Origin of the sequence: Rhizobium hidalgonense, assembly GCF_002914525.1 — a bacterium.
GTDB classification, from domain to species: Bacteria; Pseudomonadota; Alphaproteobacteria; order Rhizobiales; family Rhizobiaceae; genus Rhizobium; species Rhizobium hidalgonense.
The window spans coordinates 297,618-320,059 of record NZ_LODW01000059.1 but is presented as its reverse complement, the minus strand read 5'-3'; the positions used below and the strand labels follow the sequence as shown (position 1 = coordinate 320,059).

25 protein-coding genes are annotated in these 22,442 nt (G+C 59.9%); 8 read left to right on the top strand and 17 right to left on the bottom strand.

Annotated features, from left to right (window positions below; translation table 11 throughout):
• Positions 1-201 precede the first annotated feature (201 nt).
• Entirely contained in the window at positions 202-402 is a 201-nt protein-coding gene (locus tag ATY29_RS19000) for a hypothetical protein (protein WP_003572080.1), read from the bottom strand.
• 605 nt (positions 403-1,007) lie between these two features.
• Between ATY29_RS19000 and ATY29_RS18995 the strand changes: the two genes are divergently transcribed.
• From ATY29_RS18995 to ATY29_RS18985, 3 genes are all read left to right on the top strand, one after another.
• Positions 1,008-2,150 (top strand): helix-turn-helix transcriptional regulator, encoded by a 1,143-nt coding sequence (locus ATY29_RS18995; RefSeq protein ID WP_097533033.1) that lies wholly within the window; start codon positions 1,008-1,010, stop codon positions 2,148-2,150.
• Between the two features lie 234 nt (positions 2,151-2,384).
• Positions 2,385-2,642, top strand: coding sequence for a hypothetical protein (locus ATY29_RS18990; protein WP_003572082.1), 258 nt, complete (start codon positions 2,385-2,387; stop codon positions 2,640-2,642).
• Positions 2,643-3,014: 372 nt separating this feature from the next.
• Positions 3,015-3,419 (top strand): hypothetical protein, encoded by a 405-nt coding sequence (locus ATY29_RS18985; RefSeq protein WP_003572083.1) that lies wholly within the window; start codon positions 3,015-3,017, stop codon positions 3,417-3,419.
• A gap of 115 nt (positions 3,420-3,534) precedes the next feature.
• On the opposite strand, the gene ATY29_RS18980 is transcribed toward ATY29_RS18985, so the two are convergent.
• The 5 genes from ATY29_RS18980 to ATY29_RS18960 form a co-directional block, all read right to left on the bottom strand.
• Positions 3,535-4,761 (bottom strand): MFS transporter, encoded by a 1,227-nt coding sequence (locus ATY29_RS18980; protein WP_025417955.1) that lies wholly within the window; start codon positions 4,759-4,761, stop codon positions 3,535-3,537.
• Positions 4,762-4,819: 58 nt separating this feature from the next.
• Positions 4,820-5,809: an AraC family transcriptional regulator gene (locus tag ATY29_RS18975; RefSeq protein WP_165779355.1), complete on the bottom strand. Its 990-nt coding sequence runs from the start codon at positions 5,807-5,809 to the stop codon at positions 4,820-4,822.
• Between the two features lie 264 nt (positions 5,810-6,073).
• The gene (locus ATY29_RS18970; protein WP_003572093.1) at positions 6,074-7,099 is read right to left on the bottom strand and encodes an ABC transporter permease; all 1,026 of its coding nucleotides are present in this window, start codon (positions 7,097-7,099) and stop codon (positions 6,074-6,076) included.
• Positions 7,100-7,139: 40 nt separating this feature from the next.
• The gene (locus ATY29_RS18965) at positions 7,140-8,681 is read right to left on the bottom strand and encodes a sugar ABC transporter ATP-binding protein (RefSeq protein WP_097533031.1); all 1,542 of its coding nucleotides are present in this window, start codon (positions 8,679-8,681) and stop codon (positions 7,140-7,142) included.
• A gap of 78 nt (positions 8,682-8,759) precedes the next feature.
• Positions 8,760-9,722, bottom strand: a complete 963-nt coding sequence (locus tag ATY29_RS18960) for a sugar-binding protein (protein WP_003572097.1) — start codon at positions 9,720-9,722, stop codon at positions 8,760-8,762.
• Between the two features lie 323 nt (positions 9,723-10,045).
• On the opposite strand from ATY29_RS18960, the gene ATY29_RS18955 reads away from it, so the two are divergent.
• Positions 10,046-11,155 (top strand): LacI family DNA-binding transcriptional regulator, encoded by a 1,110-nt coding sequence (locus ATY29_RS18955; RefSeq protein WP_037092666.1) that lies wholly within the window; start codon positions 10,046-10,048, stop codon positions 11,153-11,155.
• A gap of 63 nt (positions 11,156-11,218) precedes the next feature.
• Here the strand turns inward: ATY29_RS18955 and ATY29_RS18950 are convergent, their stop codons facing one another.
• Genes ATY29_RS18950 through ATY29_RS18925 form a run of 6 tightly spaced genes read right to left on the bottom strand, consistent with a single transcriptional unit; the run spans position 11,219 to position 16,062 of the window.
• Positions 11,219-12,085: an alpha/beta hydrolase gene (locus ATY29_RS18950; protein ID WP_165779354.1), complete on the bottom strand. Its 867-nt coding sequence runs from the start codon at positions 12,083-12,085 to the stop codon at positions 11,219-11,221.
• A gap of 58 nt (positions 12,086-12,143) precedes the next feature.
• Complete coding sequence (locus tag ATY29_RS18945) at positions 12,144-13,301, bottom strand: glutathionylspermidine synthase family protein (RefSeq protein ID WP_097533029.1); 1,158 nt, start codon at positions 13,299-13,301, stop codon at positions 12,144-12,146.
• 1 nt (position 13,302) lies between these two features.
• Positions 13,303-13,905, bottom strand: a complete 603-nt coding sequence (locus ATY29_RS18940; protein ID WP_097533028.1) for a DUF1190 domain-containing protein — start codon at positions 13,903-13,905, stop codon at positions 13,303-13,305.
• A gap of 10 nt (positions 13,906-13,915) precedes the next feature.
• Positions 13,916-14,317 carry a DUF350 domain-containing protein gene (locus tag ATY29_RS18935; RefSeq protein WP_003572104.1) on the bottom strand — a complete coding sequence of 134 codons (402 nt, stop codon included), beginning with the start codon at positions 14,315-14,317 and terminating at the stop codon, positions 13,916-13,918.
• A 33-nt stretch (positions 14,318-14,350) separates the two neighbouring features.
• The gene (locus tag ATY29_RS18930) at positions 14,351-15,010 is read right to left on the bottom strand and encodes a YjfK family protein (RefSeq protein ID WP_097533027.1); all 660 of its coding nucleotides are present in this window, start codon (positions 15,008-15,010) and stop codon (positions 14,351-14,353) included.
• Positions 15,007-16,062, bottom strand: coding sequence for an ion channel (locus ATY29_RS18925; protein ID WP_097533026.1), 1,056 nt, complete (start codon positions 16,060-16,062; stop codon positions 15,007-15,009). The genes ATY29_RS18930 and ATY29_RS18925 overlap by 4 nt, the downstream gene beginning before the upstream one ends.
• 105 nt (positions 16,063-16,167) lie before the next feature.
• Here ATY29_RS18925 and ATY29_RS18920 point away from each other — a divergent pair, with 105 nt between their 5' ends.
• The 4 genes from ATY29_RS18920 to ATY29_RS18905 all read left to right on the top strand — a co-directional run bounded on the left by ATY29_RS18920 (position 16,168) and on the right by ATY29_RS18905 (position 18,516).
• Complete coding sequence (locus ATY29_RS18920; protein ID WP_003572110.1) at positions 16,168-16,614, top strand: YjfI family protein; 447 nt, start codon at positions 16,168-16,170, stop codon at positions 16,612-16,614.
• Positions 16,611-17,345, top strand: a complete 735-nt coding sequence (locus tag ATY29_RS18915) for a PspA/IM30 family protein (protein ID WP_097533025.1) — start codon at positions 16,611-16,613, stop codon at positions 17,343-17,345. Before ATY29_RS18920 ends, ATY29_RS18915 begins: the two co-directional genes overlap by 4 nt.
• A 182-nt stretch (positions 17,346-17,527) precedes the next feature.
• Positions 17,528-18,013, top strand: a complete 486-nt coding sequence (gene parS, locus ATY29_RS18910) for an Xre family toxin-antitoxin system antitoxin (protein WP_003572115.1) — start codon at positions 17,528-17,530, stop codon at positions 18,011-18,013.
• Entirely contained in the window at positions 18,010-18,516 is a 507-nt protein-coding gene (locus tag ATY29_RS18905; protein ID WP_097533024.1) for an RES family NAD+ phosphorylase, read from the top strand. The genes parS and ATY29_RS18905 overlap by 4 nt, the downstream gene beginning before the upstream one ends.
• Positions 18,517-18,614: 98 nt before the next feature.
• On the opposite strand, the gene ATY29_RS18900 is transcribed toward ATY29_RS18905, so the two are convergent.
• The 5 genes from ATY29_RS18900 to ATY29_RS18880 form a co-directional block, all read right to left on the bottom strand.
• Positions 18,615-19,340, bottom strand: coding sequence for an amino acid ABC transporter ATP-binding protein (locus ATY29_RS18900; protein ID WP_097533023.1), 726 nt, complete (start codon positions 19,338-19,340; stop codon positions 18,615-18,617).
• The gene (locus ATY29_RS18895; RefSeq protein WP_003572120.1) at positions 19,318-19,977 is read right to left on the bottom strand and encodes an amino acid ABC transporter permease; all 660 of its coding nucleotides are present in this window, start codon (positions 19,975-19,977) and stop codon (positions 19,318-19,320) included. Before ATY29_RS18895 ends, ATY29_RS18900 begins: the two co-directional genes overlap by 23 nt.
• A complete protein-coding gene (locus ATY29_RS18890; RefSeq protein ID WP_097533022.1) occupies positions 19,974-20,645 on the bottom strand; it encodes an amino acid ABC transporter permease in 672 nt (223 codons plus the stop codon). Before ATY29_RS18890 ends, ATY29_RS18895 begins: the two co-directional genes overlap by 4 nt.
• Positions 20,646-20,722: 77 nt before the next feature.
• The gene (locus tag ATY29_RS18885) at positions 20,723-21,508 is read right to left on the bottom strand and encodes a transporter substrate-binding domain-containing protein (protein ID WP_003572122.1); all 786 of its coding nucleotides are present in this window, start codon (positions 21,506-21,508) and stop codon (positions 20,723-20,725) included.
• A gap of 3 nt (positions 21,509-21,511) precedes the next feature.
• The gene (locus tag ATY29_RS18880) at positions 21,512-22,255 is read right to left on the bottom strand and encodes a GntR family transcriptional regulator (RefSeq protein ID WP_097533080.1); all 744 of its coding nucleotides are present in this window, start codon (positions 22,253-22,255) and stop codon (positions 21,512-21,514) included.
• Positions 22,256-22,442 lie beyond the last annotated feature (187 nt).

Sequence of the window (22,442 nt, the reverse complement as noted above, 5' to 3'; positions counted from 1 at the left end):
AGCCATCTCCGGCGCGGCGACTGACGTGATGGGTAATGATCGCGTGGGAAATCACTGCGCCGCGCCCGACAGTGCTGCCACAATTCCACGCGATTTTTTTCTAGAGCGGTGCAGCTTTTCACGGAAGCGCCGAACCGCTCTACCTTTTGTTTTTTCGCAATCCCGGACGGAAAACCGCTTCGCACTTTTCCTGGAACTGCTCTAATGCGGTCGAAGCCTTTTGGTCGCGATCAGCATGACGAGATCTTCGGAGGCATCTGCGAGCTCCAATGCCAATTCCGCAGCCGTCCATCCACGTTTCTGCAAACTGACGAGCATTTCCACCATGGCGACTTCGACCTCTCGTCTGCAGATCGAAATCGGCTTCAATTCGGTATGTTTCTCATCACATGTGGTGGTCATCTTAGCCTCCGTTCTGCCATAGAAATGGGCAGCGTCAATTCGCCAATGGTTGGATATGGTAAGGGTTGCGTGCAAGCCTCGGCCTTTTACGCATCGACACAGACGGCCTCGGCCTGCGCGCAACCCCTTCGCGTCCTTATTTGCCGATGTCCGGCCTCAGGAGCGCCTCGCACGAAGGTGAGCAGAGGAAACCCGCCGAATTCCTGTCGTAAGCGGACACTCGCGCAAAGCGCGCACGAATATTGCCCCGATAGTTCACGACCTATCCTCCTCTGCTTGCATATTTTGTTGTGATTATTTGTCGCTTCACGTTGAGAGTGCTTTGAAACTGCATTGCACTGGCAAGTGAGTATTTGGGCTTTCCGTACGTCCTTCGGAGTTAACCCGTGCTCATTTAGATACAGGAACGGGACGCCAATGTCGTTATCGCCGCATCCCGAAAATTATCGGTCCGTCCATTTCTGCTCGTATAGGAATATGATAAGTAGCTTATGCACGTTAGACTTCAGTCGATTCGGCGTTATCGGCTGCGCGGACATATAGCCGCGAAAACGATTTTCGCTGTTTTCAACAGCCCGGATCGACTTATGCGCGGGGGGAACTGGATGGTTACGGAACCTGGAGATGACCCCGCTGCTGGACAGGAATGGCCGGCCCATCTGGAGCGGCGGCGCTGGCCGCGCGAACCGTCCGCGCAAAAAGAACATCGGCTGGACGTTCCGCCGGCATTGGTGCCCGTGCGATTTTCGACGCGAGACCTGCCGCCGAAAGAGCAATTCCAGTCCTGGCGATCTCATATGGCGCCGCTTGTGGATGTTCATCTGCCGGACGGACAGGCAGAGGACGACGCTTTTCTCGCGGAACAGACCGGCTGGCATCTCGGCGATATCCTCATCGTCCAGCAGCGCGCGCAGGCATGCAGCTATATTCGCGATCAGGCCATGGTGCGATCGAGCCCAATCGATCACTGGAACGTCGGCGTACTTCGCAGCGGCCGGGCCTGGACGGAGGCCAACCGCCATGTAACGGAGACCGGCGCGGGTGAGATATTTTTCAGGTCTCTCGGTTATCCGTATCGTGGGCGGATGACCGATTCAGCCGCGGTGCTCGTCTTCTTGCCCTATGAACTGTTGACCCGTGATGCGGGTCTTCTGCAGAACGCCCACAACATCGCCCTCTCCGGTAGCCTCGCCGAATTGCTCGTCAGCTATCTCGACGGACTGGAAGCGAACCTCGGCAATTTGACGGTGGAGGAGGTGCCGCGGATCATACGCACGATCGGCGATATGGTCGTTGCATGCGCTGCATCCTCCGCAAGTTTGGATCGCGGCCAGGAACAGACCAATATGGGGCTGATGGAGCGGGCGCATCGCTATATTCATCTCAATCTTCATTCAGATAACCTGACGCCTGACGTCATGTGCCGTGCGCTGGGCATCTCGCGGACGCGGCTCTACCAATTGTTCGAAACGAGCGGGGGCGTCTTCAACTACATTCGCAAACGTCGATTGCTGCAGGCATATGCGGATCTTACCAACCCGACCGACAACCGGCCGATCTCGGCGATTGCCGAGGCCGCCGGCTTCGACGTCGCTGCCAATTTCACGCGCGCATTCAGCCATGAATTCGGGCTCAGCCCGCGTGAAGTCAGAAAGACCATAGCAACCGAGTGCCCCGCCATCCCCGCAACACCTTCCATGCGGCATTTTGGGACAACGATCGGCGATTGGCTAACGGTCGCACGTTGATGCGGTGGGCTAAGCTTTCCTCAACTCAGTCTGGTATCCCATGCGGTTGACGGGTGATCCACAGTGCGGCGCGGAGCCATTGATGACACGGCGATATAGGGGAGGTGGCAATCTCACACCAGCCAAGGTAGATTCGCAGTTGTCGGGATGTTCGCCCCGGAAGCCAGGCGCGACGTTGTGATACAGGTATCGTCTCCGACGAGAGCCCAGACTGACATGAGGCAGGATGCAGCGATGCTGAAAACCGATACCCGCCAAGCGAATTGGCGTCGTGCCAATCCAGGCAAATATGATGCTCACCTAGCCGTGCAGCGAGCAGTCAACGCCGGCGAGCTGGAAAAGCAAAGCTGTGAAGTCTGCGGGGTCGAAGCAGTCGATGCCCATCATGATCAATATGACGAGCCTTTAAGGGTACGGTGGTTATGCCGACGGCACCACACGAGGCTTCACCATTACGGCGAAGACATGTTTCCGATCAGGAATGCACTTTAGAGGCCTGATCAATCTGACGGATTGCGCGCCGTCTGGAGAATGAACGCATTGCGGGGTCCACCAAGCGGCGAGCGGCCGCCTTTGAAGGACTGCGCGGCGAGTGCAGCACTGGTCTTGAGCCTGAAGCGCTATGACCGATCCGTATTTGTAAAGGCGATCGGCCATGGCAAAGTCAATTCCCGCCGCCGCAACGAACTCCACTGAAAAGTGCGCTTCGCCCGCCGGCAATATTGTCTAGTGTCGCCTTACTTCCCGACAATATTTCTATTGTAATATCGGTAACTGGGCTGGCGCTCCAAAGATCTTCTGATGCGCTCGTTCTCAGAAGCTTGAAAACATGCTAGGTTTCGCCGGCTACAGAGGGGGAAACCAATGCCACGCATCGCAAATCTTTACTTCAAGACCGCCATCATTTTTCTGATTGCCGGCATCACGATCGGCCTTCACATGTCGATTTCAGGTAATCACGCACCGACCGGGGCCCATGCCCACGCCAACCTGCTCGGCTGGGTCACCATGGCGCTCTTCGGCGTTTACCACGCGCTCAATCCACACAAGGCCGAGAAGCGCCTGGCGATGATCCAATACGTCGTCTACACCTTCGGCGTCGCGGTGCTGATCCCATCGCTTTATCTGCTGCTTTCCGGAAACACGGTGATGGAACCGATTGTCGCCATTTCCTCGCTCATCGCCTTCGCCGGCGTGCTGATGTTCGCCGTCATCATCTTCTCGGGCAGCGAGGCTTCGAATCCGGCTGGCGTCTCCCGGGCGAGGTGATCCAATCGGGATGGGGGAGGGGCGATGAGGCGCGGTGATCTTTACTTATCACCGCGGGACAGTGTTGCCCTCATAGGTACAGAACCGCTACGTCAGTCTAACTGCGCATGATTGCTCAAGCTGAATCAACGACCAGCTTGCGAGGCTGCAGCAGCGCCAAGGCTACCGTCGATGCAGCCAGGACAGCGGTGAGGGTCAATGGCCCAACGGCGCCGTAGTGGTCGACGACATAGCCGCCGAAAACCGCCCCGATACTGATGGCCACCTGAAAAGAGACGACCATCAGGCTGCCTGCCGCCTCCAGAGCGTCGGGCGCACCGCGTGAAAGATTGGTCGGCAGAACCACCGGCGCCATGCCGAAGGCGAAGCCCCAAAGTGCAACGAGCGCGAACGCAATGCCACTATGAGCGCCTCCAATCACCAGAACGGCCGCCGCGAACGTCATCAGCGCGGCGGTAACCGCGAGCGCCACGCCGATACTGGCGTCGGCCATTCGACCGCCGGCAACATTGCCGATCACAGAGGCGATGCCAAAGCCAAGCAGCGCCAGGGCGATCGATCTGGTGTCAAGGGCCGTCACCTGTTCGAGGAAGGGACGCACATAAACCGAGCCGGCGAAATGCCCCGTCATCAACAAGAGGATGGCAAGCATTCCCAATTGAATGCCGCGCCGCCTTGTCAGCCGAAAAACGTCGGCGAGACTGTTGCTTGTACTTGCAGGCAGTGTTGGCAAGCTGAGCACCTGCAGCAGCATGGCGATCGCGGCAAGCCCGGCGGTCATCGCCATCGCGCTGCGCCAGCCCAACCAGTCGCTGATCAAAGCGCCCATTGATGGTGCAGCTATCGTGGCGAGCGAGACGCCGAGGGTAACGATAGCCATGCCCCGACCTGTCGCATTCGCGCCGACCAGCCTCGCCACGACGGCAACTGAAAGCGCCCAGAAACCGCTAAGCGCAATGCCCAATCCGGCCCGGCCCAACAACAATAGCCAAAAATCTGCCGCCAACGCCGCAAGAATATTGGAGCCGATCGCCAACGCAGTGAGACCGACCAACACCGCCTTTCGGTTTAATTTGCCGATCAGAACATTGCTTAATAGCGCCGTGACGGCGCCGACCGTTGCGGTAGCGGTGACGACCTGTCCCGCTGTTCCCTCAGAAATCCCGAGATCGCGCGCCATTGGCGTCAACAGGCCCGCCGGCAGGAACTCAGCCGATACCAGTGCAAAGCTCGTGGCCGCCATCGAAAGGACGGCAAACCAGGTCGCTGCCGACCATGCGGATTGCTCGGCGCTGCCGAGCTCAATTGTTGTATCGTCGAGCTGTGATGTTGTGTCCGTCATCAAAATATCTCCTACGTTCGGAGATTTCATAAACGAAGTTATCGGGACGATATGTGTCTTATTGTCCGAAATTCATGTCCGTTCGTCCGGAACTTGTGCGGCGCACAATCCCTGGCGAAACGCTGGTCACGCGCTTGAAGGCACGCGCGAAGGATGCCTCAGACTCATAGCCTAACCGGGAAGCAACTTCGGCAACCGACATGCCGCTTTGTCCCAATAACTCGCGGGCAAGCTGCATACGCAGACGGGCGAGGTAATGTGCCGCGCCTTCTCCCAGAATGGTGCTGAAGCGTTCGGCGAAGATCGAGCGAGACTGGCCCGCCACACCGGCGAGGCTTTCGAGGGTCCAATTATGGCCGGGATCCCGGTGCATGGCCGCCAAGACGCGACCGATGTGGGGATCGCGGATGGCGGCGAGCCAGCCGGTGGTCGAGGCTCCGCTGCAATTAACCCAGCAGCGGATAAGCCGCGCTGCGAGCAAATCCGCCATGCGTGATAGGACGGTCGCGCTCCCCATTTGTGGCTGTGTCGCCTCGGCCGACATAGCCGCCAGCAGCGGGCCAACAATCGGGTCATTGCCGGCCACATCGCAGCCCTTGATGATTGGTGGCATCAGAGCGATCAAGGGGTTGAGCGCATAGGCTCCCAAGGCCATGGAGCCGCAGAAGAGGGTGCTGATCTCCCCCGTTCCTTCCCGCACCACTTCGCAGACATTGCTTCCCAACCTTGTTATCTGACAGCTTTCAAGCGAGTCGCCCTCAACATCTGGCGCGCTGGCCAGTCGATGCGCAATGCCTCGAGGCAGCAGCACCAGATCGCCATCATTTAACTCCTGCCATCCTTGGGTATCGGTATGAATCCAGCATGGACCCCGGCTAACGAAGTGAAAGCGAAGCAGTTGTTGTTGCGGAAACGCGATGCTCCAGGGATGTCTGAGTTCGCAGCGCCCGTAATTGACGCCACTCAAGCGAAAGTCTTGCAGGACTTCGCTTAGGGCATCCATTGGGATGTTTGACGGCGATGACGGTCGAGACGAATGGTCAAGCATTTCGCTAATTTAGGTGTCAACCGTCTGGCATTCAAGGAGGTGGCCTCGCCACGCGGCGGCTTGGCGTATCGTTTGCTCCCAGATTTCAATCTCCGGCATGATGCGCGATCGGCTCGGCATCAATCGGGTGCCGCCGCAGCGGTGAAGGGCCGGTCCGCTTTGGTTCCATAACGTTGACAATTTTCATCTTTACGTTGCGCTACTGCGCATTCGCCCGCGTCTCATGCCGATGAGATTTGACGAGCGCGATCTACAGCGGATGACCTAATCCTGATTGGCAGCCACCGGCAAGCTGCCTTCGTTCGAATGACGGGTCTCGGTATGCCGGGCGGCGGAGACGAGGCGGCGCTTTGCGCGGATGGCGTGCCATTGCTGGTCGATCAGGACGCCGATCAGGATTACGCCGCCCATGACGGCGAAATTCAGCGATGACGGGATACCAAGCAGGTTCACCAGATTCTGCAGTTCCTGGAGCAGGACCGTGCCGAGCACGACGCCGACGATCGAGCCCTCGCCGCCGCGGAGCGAAAAGCCGCCGAGCACGGCGGCGGCAATGGCATAGAGTTCGTAAAACTGACCATGGCTCGCCGGCGAGATCGAGCGTGTATACATGGCGAAATAAATCGCCGAAAGCGCCGTCAGCAGCCCGCAGATGACATAGGCCGACATGACCATGCGGCCGGTACGGATACCGGAATAGCGGGCCGCTTCCTCATTCTTCCCGATCGCATAGAGATAACGCCCGAAGACGGAGCGATGCAGCATGATCCACATGACCACGGCAATGATGACGAGCGCGATGAAGGTGTTCGGAACGCCGTAAAACCGCCCGGCCGTCAGAAATTCGAGGTCCGGGAAATTCTGGCCGAACGCAAAGCCCGCCGTTCCGTCGGCGGTGTAGAAGCGCGCTGCCCCACGATAAATCAAGAGGCCGCAGAGGGTAACGACGAAGGGCTGCAGGTTGAGCCGGGTGATCAGCCAGCCGTGGACGGCGCCGATGACCGCGCCAAGCGCGAGAATGAGCGGCAGCGCCAGCATCCATGACATATCCTGAACCGCGATGAAATCGACGAACAGCACGCCGAGAAGGGCGACCAGCGAGCCGACGGAAAGCTCGATACCGCCGGTGATGATGACAAAGGCCTGGCCGATCGACAGGATGCCGAACAGGCCGATCAGGTTTGCGGTGTTGGCCAGGTTGATCGGCAGCAGGAAGCGCGGATTGATGATGGCGACGACGATGCCGACGACGACGATCAAAAGCAGCAGTCCGAGATCTTTTTTGACCATTCGAGATCCATTCCCCGATATTTCTATATTGGCCGCGCCGCTATTTTACCCTTTTGCCGACCGCAAGCAAAAGCACGCTTTCCTGGCTGAATTCGTCCTCTTCCAATATGCCGGCGATCTGGCCCTCGTGCATGACGGCGATGCGGTCGGAAACGCCAATCACCTCCTCCATGTCGCTGGAGATCATCAGGATCGCCACCCCGGCATCGGCAAGCGCTCGCATGAGCCCGTAAATCTCGTTCTTGGCGCCGATATCGATGCCGCGCGTTGGCTCGTCGAAGATCATCACCCTCGGGCTCATCGACAGCCATTTGGCAAGCACCACCTTCTGCTGGTTGCCGCCGGACAGAGTGCCGGTTCGCGTCGAAACCGAGGGCGCCTTGATCGCGAGTCGAAGGCGCTGCTTTTCGGCCGCCGCCGTCTCCCGTTCGGCAGAAAGCATGAAACGGCTGGAAAGCTTGGGAAGATCGGCAAGGGTGATGTTCTGGGCGATCGGGAAATCGAGAAGAATCCCGTTGCGCTTGCGATCCTCGGGCACCAGGAAAATGCCGCGAGCCACGGCGTCGCGGGCGGAACGGACGGAAATCTCCTGCCCATCCTGCAGGATGGCTCCGCCGTAGCTTCGGTCGATGCCGAAGAATACCCTTGCAAGCTCGGTGCGGCCCGACCCGACGAGGCCTGCAAGCCCCATGATTTCTCCATAGCGGATTTCCAGATCGACGGGACGGCCGGGATAGGCCTCGGTGCGCACGCCGCTTGCCTTCAGCGCAACCGAGCCGGGCGAGCGCTGCGGTTTTGCGGTTCGGGCCGCAAGCACCCGGCCGATCATCAGCTTGACCATCTGGTCGTGGCCGATGTCGTTCCTGGCGAGCGTGCCGACCAGCGTTCCGTCGCGCAGCACGACGACCCGGTCTGCGACGCGCTCGACCTCGTGAAGGCGATGCGAGATGAAAATGACGCTGATGCCGTCCGCTTTCAGCGACTTGATAATGCTCAGGAGCCGCTCGGTTTCGGCCAGCGGCAGGCTGGAAGTCGGTTCATCGAAAATGACGAGCCTGGCGTTGATGGACAGCGCCTTGGCGATTTCCACCATTTGCTGCTCGGCAAGGGAAAGCGACGCTACCGGCGTGTCGGCGGAGAAATGGGCCCCTACCCGCTTCAGGAGCGGTTTGACCATGTCTCGCAGCCGATCGCGATCGACGAGCTTGAAAGGTCCTGCCTTCAGCGGCTCGCGGCCGAGGAAGATATTGGCGGCAACGTCGAGATTGTCGAAGAGATTGAGTTCCTGGTGCACAAAGGCGATGCCGGATGAGATGCTCGATTCGACAGTCAGAGAACGAAGCTCCGCACCGTCGAGCAGGATCGTGCCCCGGTCGGGGGTGATCACGCCGCCGAGAATCTTCATCAATGTCGATTTTCCAGCGCCGTTCTCACCGACAAGGCCGATGACCTCCCCCGGCATGATGTCGATCGATAGACCCTCGAGCGCAACGACGCCCGGATAGGTCTTGCCGACCCCGGAAAGCGACAGGAACGGCGTTGCAGGCGCGTCCGGTGACGGAATGTCGGAGCTATGGTTCATCGCCTGTCCATGGCTGCTGATGCGGTCGGCATGAAACGTACTCGCGGCAGCGGCAAGCGCCGCCGCCGCGAAGGAGGGTTACTTTCCAGCCATGGCCTTCAGGCTGGCGGCATATTTGTCCACGTCATCCTTGCCGATGATCACCGTCGGGATGATGATCAAGCCGTTGCTGGGAACGCCTGATTTGTCGCCTTTGAGGTAGGCGGCCATCAGCTTCATGCCCTGATAGGCCCACTCGAACGGCTGCTGCACGACGGTCGCCGCGACCGTGCCTTCCTTGACGCCGCCGAGCGTGATCGGATCGTCGTCGAAGCCGACGACGGTGATCTGGCCGAGTTTGCCGGCGTCGCGCAGCGCCTCATAGATGCGCGGCGTATTGTAGGAATAGAAGCCGACCATGCAGGTGACGTCGGGGCTGGCCACCAGCGCGTCCTCGACGTTCTTCTTTGCACGCGTCTGGTCGATATCGTCGCCGCGTACGTCCGTCAGCTCGATCTTCGTGCCCTTCAGGCCGTCCTTCATGCCCTGGATGCGTTCCTTGGCATTATCGGCGCCGAGCAGGCCGACGAAGCCGATGCACTTGCCGCCGTCCGGCATCGCCTTCTTGGCGATCTCGGCGGCCTGCATGCCGGCGTCGACGTTGGATGAGCCGATATAGGCGACGCGGTTGGTCTTCGGTGCGTCGCTGTCGGTGGTGAAGAGTGCCGTCTGCGAACCGATCTTATTCAGGCCGTCCGTCTGGGTCTTGGGATCGACCGCGGAGACCATGATCCCCTTGACGCCGGCGCTGACAAGATCTTCCATGAGACGCTGCTGTATGGCGACAGCCGCCTGCTCAGGGTATTTAAGCTCCATCTGGTAATCCGGCATCTCGCTCTGCGCCTTCTTGACGCCGGCCTCTGCGGCTTTCCAGAAGTCGGACGCGCCGTTGACGACGAATGCAAGTGTCGGCTTGTCGGCGGCTTGCGATACGGCAGCCGGCGCCGCGCTCAGCATCAAACCGGCGAAGAACAGGGCTGCATTGCGTTTCAGCTGTTTCATAATACACCTCCCGAGGGGCCGCAGGCATGGGCCCGTTTTCGACTTACGGCCGGCCGGATGCGCCCCCTCCCAGGGCCGTCGCAAGGCGACGAGTGGCATTGGTTCCGATCGCTCCGTGACGGTATAGAAGAATTTTAATTAGTAAATAGTATTATCAATTCAGATCAAAACATTTGATCGTGAACGAAGCAGGGTGCAATTTTGCATTCGTATTGGTCCAGTAACTTCCGGGGTTACAGCAGTTGATGCAATTGCCAGCGCTTTCAGATAGATGCTAATAGTAATTACCAAAACGGTAAACCAAGGCGAGACATTTTCCGCGAATGCGACGACCCAAGAGCCAAAAAAGCCACAGGCCCGCCGTGGACAAGCCTGCCCGCGTGACGATGATGGATATCGCCGCGGCGGCTGGCTGCTCGCAGGCAGCCGTCTCCTTTGTTCTCAACGACACACCCGGCACCCGCATCTCGCAGCAGACCCGCGACCGCGTCTGGGAGGCAGCGCGCGCGCTCGGCTACACCGGGACGACTTATACGGCGAAGGCCTCTTATTCGGGGCTGGACAATGTGATCGGTTTTGCGGTCGATCAACTCGCCACCAGCCCAGAAGCGATCGTTGCGATCGAAGGCGCGCGGCAAGCGTCGTGGAATGCCGGCAATGTCCTTTTGGTTGCCCAGACGCTCAGTGACCCCGTAATGGAGCCGAAAGCCATCAAGGCGCTGACGAGCGGCGGCATATCGGCGCTGATCTATATGACGATCTATACCCGCCAGGTCGAGCTTCCTTCCTATATCGGCAAGCTCAACATCCCGACCGTGCTGCTGAATTGTTATACGGCGGACCATGCTTTTCCGGCGGTTGTGCCAAGCGAGATCGCGGGAGGGCAGAGCTCGACCCGGCATCTGCTCACGCACGGACACCATCGCATCGCGACGATCACCGGTGAAATCTGGATGCAGGCCGCGCAGGACCGGCTGACGGGGTATCGCCGCGCGCTGGCGACCGCCGATATACCCTTCGATCCGGAATTGGTCATTGAAGGCGACTGGTCGGCCGGCGCCGGCTATGCCGCCACGATGAAACTGCTTGCCCTGAAAGAGCCGCCGACCGCGATCTTCTGCCAGAACGACCGCACCGCCATCGGCTGCTACGAAGCGCTCAAGGATGCAGGACTTCGCATTCCCCAGGACATGTCGGTGGTGGGTTATGACGACGAGGAAATTTCTCGGCATCTCGTCCCCCCGCTAACCACGTCGGTCCTTCCACATCTTGCCATGGGGCAATGGGCGATCGAACATCTCACCCCGGACACGATGCCGGGCAAGCGTTATCCAATCGCCAAGCTCGAATGCTCGCTCGTCAAGCGTCATTCCGTCGCCGCGCCGCGGGCCGAGGCGCGGCAGTTGCTCGATGGTTTAAATGCCACGCCATAGGCGCCGAAAGGCCAGCGGCGCTGGCCAGAAATAGATCAGCGAAGGCCCTCACCTGTCGGTCGATCACCCGATGGCGAAGGCGATGCTGACCGCACGGTTTACGGCCGCCGCAAGTACCGACATGTGGGTCTGACCGGCATAAAGCTCGAATTCGGCACGCAATCCGTCTGCAGTGCCGTTTAGGCGCTCCGCCATCTCCTGCGCCAGGAGGATGGTCCGCTCCGTCTTCCTCTTTTCCAGGCGTGTCGCGGCATCGTCGTTCCGATACTGAAAGGGTGCCAGCTCATCGCCTTCGTATTCTCCGGCCGACAAATGCAGGAAAGCCGCATGTCCCGGTATCGCTCGACGTTGCGCCTCATTGTTGAGGATTTCGCTGTTTTCCCAATAGATGGTTGGGCTTGCCGCAATCCAATTGGCAAACAGTCCCGGCCGTTCGAACAGAGCATAGAGCGTAAAGAGGCCGCCGAAGGAATGCCCGAAAAGCGATCGGCGCAGCGGATCCAGGGTCGCCATCTCGGCAATCCGCGCTATCAACTCGTTCTCGATGAAGTCCACCAGTTTACCGGTCCCTCCAATGACAACCGGAGGACCGCCCTCAACGAAGGGTGGATAGGATTTGACCGGCGGAGGACCGAGGTCCCAGGACCGGCGGAGCGCATCGTAGGGCTCGTCGGTTGGGTAGCCGATCGCCGCGATCACCCCCCAACTGATATTCGTACCCGTGGGATAAGGCGCCTGTGTTACCAGGCTGGCAACCGCGAAGGGAAATGTGGCGTTGCCGTCGGTCATCACGAGAAGAGGCCATCCTCCCGCCGGCGGTTTCTCCGCCGGAATGGACAGGAATATACGATAAGGCTCGCCGCCTGCAGCCGGAGCCAGATCGAAAAAGCACGTTCCGGGCAATGAATAGACGCTGACAGGATCGGTCATGAGAATGTTTTCTGATGTTTGCATAAGAAGATGGCATAAGGAGAACTGTTGTGTCGCCTTAATCTATGATGACGTGCGGCACAAAACGCGACAGGTTGGCGGTTATGCGCGAGCGGTCTTCGCGAACGGCAAGGCCGCAGGCACGGTCGCCGACGACCCAGCTGCCGAGAACGGCGAAGCCGCCATCGCTTTCGAAAAGCGGGGCATAGGCCTGAACGACGAAGCCTTCCTCGCCGTAATCGCCGGGGGCCGACATTACTTCCTGACCATCCCGGAATATCGTGACGTTCTCACCTTCCCGCGACAGCAGCGGCTTGCGCACATAGTCGGTCAAGGCCGAGGCCGCCGGGTCGTCGGCAAAATAGCTCGGCAGCAGGTTGGGGTGATTGGGGTTGCGCTTCCAGAGCAGAGGCAGAAGCCCCTTGTTGGAAAGCACGGCCTTCCAGGCGGGCTCGATGAAAACATCGCCGGAGCGTGCGAGCTCGCGGGCGAACGGCTCGCGCAGCATGAATTCCCAAGGATATAGCTTGAAGCAGCGGTCGATCACCCGGTCCTGGAGGTCAGTGTAACGGCCCTGCGGATCGATGCCGATCTCGCGTATATCCAGAAGCTCGACGCGATGGCCGGCCTGCACGGCACAGTCCATCAGATAAACCGTCGTGCCGCGATCCTCCTCATTGTCGGTCATCACAGCGAAGTGAAAGACCGGCCCTTTGGAAAATTGCTCGAACGCCTCGACCAGGCTTTCCTGCAAGGAATTGTACTGGTCCGCATCATCGGGCAAGACACCCAAAGCCATCTGGTCGGTCAGCCAGTTGAACTGGAAATAGGCCGTCTCGAACACCGAGGTCGGGGTATCGGCGTTGTATTCGAGCAATTTGGCGGGGCCGGTGCCGTCATAGGCAAGGTCGAACCGGCCGTAGAGATGCCGGTCGCGGCGCTGCCAGGAGCGCTGCACGACATCGCGCAGATCTTCCGGAATGGCCAGCCGGTCGAGCGCCTCTTCGCTTTCGACGATATCACCGACCATATCCATGCACATGTCGTGCAATTCCTGGCTCGGCTCTTCGATCCCAGTCTCGATCTCATCGAGCGTGAATGTATAGGCGGCATCGTCGAGCCAGTAGGGCTCGCCGTACATGACGTGAAAGCCGAAGCCGACGGCGCGCGCCTTGTCACGCCAGTCGGGACGGGCCGGAAGGGTGATGCGTTTCATGTCAGCCGCCGAAACTGAACGATGAACGGCCACCGAAGCCTTGACGGGCGACGGTGCGAGTATTGACGTTGACCGGCTTGACACTCTGGCGCGAGGGCGCAGTCAGAGCGTCGTTGCCCGTGCCGCCTGAGCGAACTGTCGTTGTCACCGTCTGCCCCGAACGATTGCGATAAATCGGCGTCGAGCCGTAGTAGTAGCCACTGTCGACCTGGCGCTGGCGATAAACATTGTAGTCGCCGATGTTGTTCAGCGCCGAGGACAGCATGTAGCCCGCCAGGAACGGCATGAAGAAGCTGCCGCTTGCGCCGGTATTGTTGGGGACTGTATTGGCCGGCTGCTCCGTGCAATGGCCCGAGCCGTATTCGGCCTCGCAGGCGGCCATGCCGTTGAAACGCGGCGCGGTGGCGAGATGAGCCCGCATGGCGTCCTGATAGCTGGCCTGGCAGACCTGCCGGTCCATGCCGGATGCCACGCATTGGTCGACGGAGGTGAACATGACCTCCGGAGGCGTCTGCTCGCCGCACCCGGATAGAGCCAGGGTCGAGGCAGCGATCGTGCCGAGGGCCAGGAAAGGTCGTCTGTGCCCGCTCTTGCGTCTACGCATCGTTGCCCCCTCAATAGGTCATGCAGGCGGCATTGAGAATACCGATGACGAGTGCGATGCCGCCGCCCCATATGCCCGCGGCGATATTGTCGGCAGTGATCTTCTCATGCAGGTCCGTCATGGTGAAATTCGCGATGTAGTAAGCGAGGATCTGCGCCAGGATGCCGATCACCGCCCATATGATGTAATCGATGATGCTGACCGAATTGGCTGCGGCTGAAGCCAGAGGCAGGCTGAAACCGACAAGCGCGCCCAGGAATGCTGTAACGGCTGCAAGATTGCCGGCGCGAATGAGCTGGACCTCCGCTTGCGGCGTGAGCCATGTGTAAATCACCGAAAAAACGGTGAAGGCGCCAAGACCGACGGCGAAATAACCAAGGAAGGCAGGCAGACCCGCCACATAATCGAGCATTGAAAAACTCCTCCGCCAAAAATTGATATGGTGTCAGACGCGACGAACATCGGCTGGCGTGAGCCCATAGCCGATCAGAAATTCCACCGAGCTTCCCGCCTGGCTCTGCCTGAGATCGAGGTCGCGCTCGACATTGATCAGCAGCATTTCACGCGTCGAGCCGAGCGGGCGATAATACAACATGCAGGTCTGGTGAATGGAGCGCTGCTCTTCACCATCGTCGACCTTTTCGACAAACTCCACCAGTTGGGCGCGCTCCGGGCCCTCGCCCCAGAAGCGGCTATAGAGGATACCGTCGGCATCGTAAGATGGCTGGCCGATCAGGCCGTCCGGCCCGGTCCAGCGCCTCCATTCGCTTTGCCCGGTAGGCACGACGCTGTCCCAGGGCTGATAAAAGCTGATGTCGTCGACGGCATCCCCCGGCTGGCCCGACGTCGACATCACCTGGATCATCCGGTGGTCTTCATCGTAGTAACGCGACAGAACCGTCGCGGCATCGAGCGAAATCTCGCCGTAGCCGGCAATGATGAAGGGGCCGCTCAGCGGCAGCGGCATGGCCGGCTCGCCACCCAGGGCCTCGGCCTCGAGGGAGAGGAAATCGATTTCCAGTGCGCCGCCGACAGCAGCGCTCAAGGGGCCGAGTTCCCTGGGTAAGGGCTTTTCGTTCTTGTCTCTGCCAAACCAGCCGATCATGATACGTCTCCCATTCGAGCCCAAGCGATGGCGGCGGGATCTAGCCGCATTCCGCTGATGTAGTAAAGGGTTTCGCCGCCTCGCATCAGCACCTCGTCGCGGCAGTTGAGGTCGGTGATGCCCTGGCTGAGCAAGCCCACCAGCGTCACGTTATGCTCACGCTTGAGGCTCAAAAACACGTCTCCATAGAGCAGCGGCCGTTGCAAAGTCGGGACCGGCAGGGAAAAGGCCGTGTCGGTAGAGGCGGCCGACAGCAGCCGTGCGGCGATCTCCGAAGAACCCGGATCCCGGGCTGCACGCGACAACAGCTCCTCGGCGAGCGAGCCCACCGCCTCGACGCGCGGCCTGAGTTGTTTGACCATCTGTGCTGTGCGGTCGTCGGCGAAGTAAGCGACGATGTGGGCATTGGGCGCATGGTCTTCGGCAATCAGCACGGCGGCCAGCGTCTCGTCGTCATTTGCGCCGCGCGCGATGATTGCGCGCGCCTGGGCCACCCCGGCCCGCATCAGAGCGTCGGCATCGGAAAGCCGCTCGGTTCTGATATAGTCGGCGTAATCGCTGGCGGGATTTTCCGCCAGATCCTTGGCAACCAGAACGCTCATCGGTTCGTCGGCCTGCCGTTCTGCATGCAGCAGCCGCAGTGTCTGATGCGTCTGCCCATCCTGCCATCCCAAGACGATGATATGGCCGGTGCGTTCCCTATAGTCACCCAATCCGCGCATGCGGTTTCTCCAGATCGTGCCGATCGTTGTCAACAATTTGCCAAGAACGGCGGTGAAGATGGCGATGCCGCCGGGAAGAACGACGAGGACGGCAATAATGCGTCCAAGCCCCGATTTTGGGGAAAGATCTCCATAGCCGACGGTCGTTGATGTCACCATATAGTAGTAAAGAAAATCGATCGGATTGCCGACGAGATCGCCTTCGCCGGCCAGCATAAAGAGCAGGTATGAGGCGGCCAGATGGATCACGAGAAGAATAAAAAGGGCGGACCAGGCCAATTCGCTGAGCGAGAGATATACGCGCCGCAGTAATGAAGCGATAAATGGCACGCGATTCGCCCCCGTTCCCAGTGCGTAACCTAGCGAAATTTATTTAGCGCGCCACCCCTTTAAGTGGCATATCGAATACCCAGATATTTTTCGGAATTCTAACTGATGGAGGACTTTTTGGAGACCTGGAACCTCACCACCTTAACGCGTCTGTTCGCCGCCGATCCGGAGGCACTCGGCGATGTGGACGTCGCCGTACCCGAGCATGGCGACGTCATCTGCGTCACTCTCAAGGAAAAAGGCGATCTCGACGTCTTCGTTGCGGTGAGCGGGGAGCGCGATATCCTCGTCAGCGCCGTTTTGTTGCCGTGCAAAGACGTGCCCAATCGCGAAGCCTTCGAACGCATGGTGTTGAAGACTCACAAATTCGTGCCGCTCTCCAGCTTCGGCATCACCACGATCGACAGTGAGGAGTGGTATGAATTGTTCGGTTCGCTGTCTGCGCACTCGCCGGCCGACACAGTGGTCGAAGAGGTGGCAATTCTGGCGGCCAATGCCGTCGATGCGGCACACATGATCGAAGAATGGAAAAGCGGGGAGATTGCCGCATGAGCACCTGGGGAAAGATTTTCACCGCCATTCGTGGCGGCATCAACGAGGCAGCGGAAGCTGCCGCCGACAACCAGTCGATGCGCATTCTCGACCAGGAAATCCGCGACGCCGAACAGTCGCTGCGCCGGGCGCGCTCCGATCTGGCCGGCATCATGGCGTCCAACAAGAGCGTTATGCGCCGGCTTGAAGAAAACCGCGCAAAGGAAACCAAGGATACCGACAGTGCGCGCGCTGCAATCTCGGCGGGCCGCACCGATCTCGCTCAGGCTCTCGCTCAGCGCATCGCCACCAGCCGTGCCGAAGTGCAGCGCGACCAGGAAGAACTCGATCGGCTGCTGCCGCGCCAGCAGCAGATGCTGCGGACGATCCAGGACACCGAAGGTCGTATTGCCCAGATGAAGCGCGAGGTTGAGAACGTCAAAGCCAACGAGTCGCTGCTGCGCGCTCAATCGGCGATTGCCCATAACCAGTCGGGCATCAACACTCGTCTCGGCAGCGCCGTCGAAAGTCTCGAACGCATCAAGAAACGCCAGGAAATTACGGCCGGCCGCATCGAAGCCGGTGCTGAACTGGCCGCAATGGAAAACGGCGGCGATCTCGATCGTCAATTGCGCGAAGCCGGCATTGGTGGCTCGAGCCATTCGGCCGACGATATTCTTGCCCAATTGATGCTGCCCAGACAGTCGGCCGAGCCCGTCCTGCTGCCGGCGCCCACCGGCACCAAAAGCTGACAATCCTCAGGGTACGGCAGCCCTGGCTGCCGTACCCTGAGGCGGTAACATCGCTGCTCCCCGCTCATTCAGCGCGGCAGCGAGAAGGCAGGTTTCGCGGGCACGCCAGTGGAGCCCGTCAACTTGATAATAATTGCGACACATGACATATATAGAGCGTCAGATGACGCAGGAGAAAGATCATGGCCGTCGCAGCAAAAACACCGTCTCCAGCGGCAGGCAGCGGTGAACTGCAAAAAATCGAAGCATTACTCGGCGGCTCGCGCATTTTATCGCGTCGCCTGACCAATGCGCTCGATGCCCATGAACTGCTCCTGCACGGCCTGCCTGCATCGGCGCTCGATCATCTTGTCGACACCCTCGTCGTCATCGGCAAGAACGAATCCCTTGAAAAGGCCGTGGGCATGAGCTTACGCACATGGCAGCGGCGGAAAGACACGCCATCCAAGCCGCTCAGCCGGGAACAGAGCGGCCGCGCGTGGAAATTCGCTGAGATCCTCGCAAAGGCAACGGATATCTTCGGATCACAGGCAGAGGCCGAACAGTGGCTGGAGCGTCCAGCGGTCGGATTTGAGCAGCGCCGCCCGATCGATCTTCTCGGGACACCCGCAGGTGTCGAGCTTGTGGAGGATCATCTCGATCGCCTCGAATACGGTGTCTATGCGTGACCGTTTTGCCGATCGCACTCGGCGGGACCGAACTGGTCGTGTGGCGGCTCGATCAGGCCGTCCACGCGCCGACATGGGATAACGGCGAAGGCGCCTATCGGGTGGGGGGTCGCTGGAACAGCAAAGGGGTTCGCGCGGTCTACTGCTCGCTCGATCCCGCGACGGCGATCCTTGAGGTCGCGGTCCATAAGGGGTTCCGGGCGCTCGACACCGTGGCGCATACGATGACGGCAGCCGTCATTGCCGATGCCGGCGATATCCATCTTGTCGATCCGACAAGCGTGCCCAATCCCAACTGGCTGCACCCGGGCATCCCCGGCGCCGGACAGCAAGCCTTCGGAGACGGTTTGCTTCGCCAGCACCGTTTCGTCGCGATCCCGAGCGCGGTCTCGCGGCATAGCTGGAACCTGATTTTTCTGGCGGGCGGCGCGATGGGCGCCTATGCGCTGAAGTTTCAGGAGGCCTTTGCCCTCGACACGCGGCTGCATCCGCCCACGTCATGAACGTCGCGGAGCAGCAACGGGGCTCGAATCTCAATATCAAATAATGGCACCCCCGACGACGACGTGGACCAGCATAAGCGGCAGCACATCGTCGCTCCTTAACTGACGCCGAGAAACTGCTTCAGCTCTGCGGTCTGCGGATTGGCGAAGACCTCCTCCGGCCGGCCTATTTCGTGGACGCGGCCCTGATGCATGAAGACGACGCGGCTGCAGACGTCGCGGGCGAACTTCATTTCGTGGGTGACCATCAGCAACGTCATTCCCTCGGCGGCGAGCTCGCGCACGACAGCCAGCACTTCGGCGACCAGCTCCGGATCGAGCGCGGAGGTGATCTCGTCGCAAAGAAGTGCTGCCGGCTGCATGGCGAGCGCACGGGCGATGGCGACGCGCTGCTGCTGGCCGCCCGAGAGCTCATCCGGATAGGCATCGAACTTGTGGGCGAGCCCCACCCGCTCCAGCATTGTGCGGGCGGTGGCCTCGGCTTCGGCCTTCTGGGTCTTCTTGACCACGGTCTGCGACAGCATGACGTTGCCGCCCGCCGTCAGGTGCGGAAAGAGGTTGAACTGTTGAAAGATCATGCCGACCTTGAGGCGCAGGGCCTTCAGATGCACTTCGTCATCGATGAGCTGCGCACCGGCGACGGAGATCGAACCGTCGGTGATGGTCTCCAGGCCGTTGATGCAGCGAAGCAGGGTTGATTTGCCCGAACCGCTCCTGCCGATAATGGCGATGACTTCGCCGGCCTCGACATCGAGATTGATGCCTTTCAGCACCTCCGTGCTTCCGAAGCTCTTGCGGACTTCAGTGACTGCGATGAGCGACATTGAGCTTCCTTTCCAGGATCTGGCTGCTTTTCGACAAAGGCCAGCAAAGGGCGAAGTAGATGAGGGCAACGAGCCCGTAGACGGTGAAGGGCTGGAAAGTGGCATTGGTGACCACGGTGCCGGCTTTCGACAATTCGACGAAGCCGATGATCGAGGTCAGCGCCGTACCCTTGACGATTTGAACGGAGAAACCGACCGTGGGCGGTATGGCGATCCTCAGCGCCTGCGGGAGGATGACGTAGCGCATCTGCTGCAACCGCCCCATGCCGAGGCTGGCGGAAGCTTCCCATTGACCCTTCGCGACCGCCTCGACGCAGCCGCGCCAGATTTCGGCGAGAAAGGCGGCACTCCACAGGGTGAGCGCCAATCCCGCCGCAAGCCAGGCCGGGACGTCAATTCCAAAGAGGCCAAGACCGAAAAAGGCGATGAACAGCTGCATCAGCAGCGGCGTGCCCTGGAAGAGTTCGATATAATATTTCGCAAGCACGCTGAATGCCTTGCGCTTGCTGATGCGCAGGAACAGCAGCCCCAGTCCGACGGCGCCGCCGCCGATGAACGAGACGAGCGAGAGCAGGATCGTCCAGCGGGTGGCAAGCAGCAGGTTGCGCAGAATGTCCCAGAGTGTGAACGTGATCATCGTGCCGCTCTCCTCGGGAAGATGAACCCGCCGACCACTGCCAGCAGCTGCCGAAGCAGAATTGCCAGAACAAGATAGATTGATGTCGAGACGATATAGGCCTCGAAGGCGCGGAAGGTTCGCGATTGGATGAAGTTGGCGGCGAAAGTCAGATCTTCGGCGGCGATCTGCGACACGACCGATGAGCCGAGCATGACGATGACCACCTGCGACGACAGCGCCGGCCAGATGCGCTGCAGCGACGGCACGAGAACGACATGGCGGAAGGTTTCGAAGCGCGTCATGGCGAGGCTTTCGCCTGCCTCGAACTGGCCTTTCGGGGTTGCCTGGATGCCCGCGCGGATAATCTCGCAGCTATAGGCGCCGAGGTTGATGACCATCGCGAGGTTGGCGGCCGTCAGCTCAGGCAGTTGGAGGCCGAGCGACGGCAGACCGAAAAAGATGAAAAACAGCTGGATCAGGAACGGCGTGTTGCGGATCAGTTCGACATAGGTCGCAATGACAGGTTTCAGCCAACGGGGCCCGAGCGCGCGTACCCAGGCGCAGAAGATGCCGAGCGAAATGCCGAGCACTCCGCCGATCGCGATCAGCTCCAGCGTGACCAATATGCCCTTGATGACCTCAGGGTAATATTGAAGCAGCCAGCCGAATTCGAAATGGTAGCTCAAGAAATTTTCCCCTCTTGCGGTGACGAGCGTCCGTCATCCCGCGTGCGAGCGCGGGATGACAGCCGTAAGACCGGGTCTCAGAGATCCGACGGGAGATCGGCGCCGAGCCACTTTTGCGATATGGCGTTCAACGCACCATCGGCCTTGGCGGCGGTGACAATGCCGTTCACTTTCTCCAGCAGGGCCGCCTGCTCCTTGTTGAGACCGATATAGCAGGGCGAGTTCTTGATCAGGAATTTGAGCTCAGGGCGTTTGGGAGGATTTTTGGCGAGGATCGCAGCAGCCACGACGTTGCCGGTGGCGATGGTTTCGACCTGACCGGAAAGAAAGGCCGAGATGGTGCCGTTATTGTCCTCGTAACGCTTGATCGTTGCGTCGGCGGGCGCGATCTTCGTCAGCTCCAGATCCTCGACCGCGCCGCGGGTGACGCCGATGCTCTTGCCCGCGAGATCTTCCGCCTTGGCGACCGAAAGATCGGCGGGGGCGAAAACGCCGTTGAAGAAAGGTGCGTAGGCTACGGAGAAATCGATCACCTTTTCGCGCTCGGCGTTCTTGCCGAGGCTCGATATCACGAGGTCAACCTTGTTGGTCTGCAGATAGGGGACGCGGTTGGCACTGGTGACCGGCACGAGCTCGATCTTGACGCCCAGCTTTTCGGCAATGAGATTGGCGACGTCGATATCGTAGCCCATCGGCGCCATATCAGTGCCGACGCTGCCGAAGGGCGGGAAATCCTGAGGCACGGCGACACGCAGCGTACCGCGCGCCGTGATGTCAGCGAGAGCATCAGCGTGAGACGCGGAGCCGAAGCCGATAGTTGCCGCCAGGGTCGCCAGTGCGAAGAAGACTCGTCTTGTCAGCATGCGTTAATGACTCCTTTGAAGTTGTGGTTTGTGCGATTTGAGAGGTGAGGACGCGGTCTTGGGAGGAAGTGACAGGGAATTGCGCAATTCCGAGAGCGGGTCGGGGCGTGTCGTGAGGTCGAGACCCATTTCCACCTCGTCGAGATGCTCGACGGAGAGCTCCGCAGCGCGGACGAAATTGCCCGCTTGCATGGCCTCGAAGATGCGGCAATGCCCGGCATGAGACTGGGCCGCATGAAATTCGGATTGATAGAGCATCGAAATGAGGATCGTCCTGGCGGTCAGATCGCGAAGGATATCGACGATGATGGCGTTCCCGCTCAATTCCGCGATACGGATGTGAAAATCACCCATCAGATACGTCAGGCGCTGGCGGTCGCCCGCCGCCATCGCGCTCTTCTCATCGTTCAAATGCGCGTCGAGCGCTTGCTGTCCCTCGTCTGTCAGGACGCGCATGCTGCGCAGCAATCCGGCCTCGATGACGCGCCGCGCTTCATAGACCGCGATCGCCTCTTCAGCGGACGGCTCGACGACAAACCAGCCTCGCCTCGGACTTACATGCACGATGCCGCGGGTTTCCAGGCGCATCATGGCTTCACGAACGCGGGTTCGAGACACGCCGAAGAGCGTTGCCAGCTGGTTTTCACTGAGACGGGTACCCGGCCGGATCTTGGCGGACAGAATCCCGGAGACGATCGTTTCCTCGATGGTCTTCTGTATGATCTCGGATGTCTGGCTATCTTGCATACAAGACAGCAAAGCAAAGCCCATGCCAAAACTCTGCGTTCAGAATTTCCAAGACGTTAGGAATGCCTTGCCTGGAATCTGCGCACTGGGGATGCAGTCTGAGCATAAATTAGGCGGGGTCCCCGCAGGTCTTGCAAAGCCGGGTCAGCATCGACCGCTGAAGCGCTTCGGGTCTAATCACATGTCC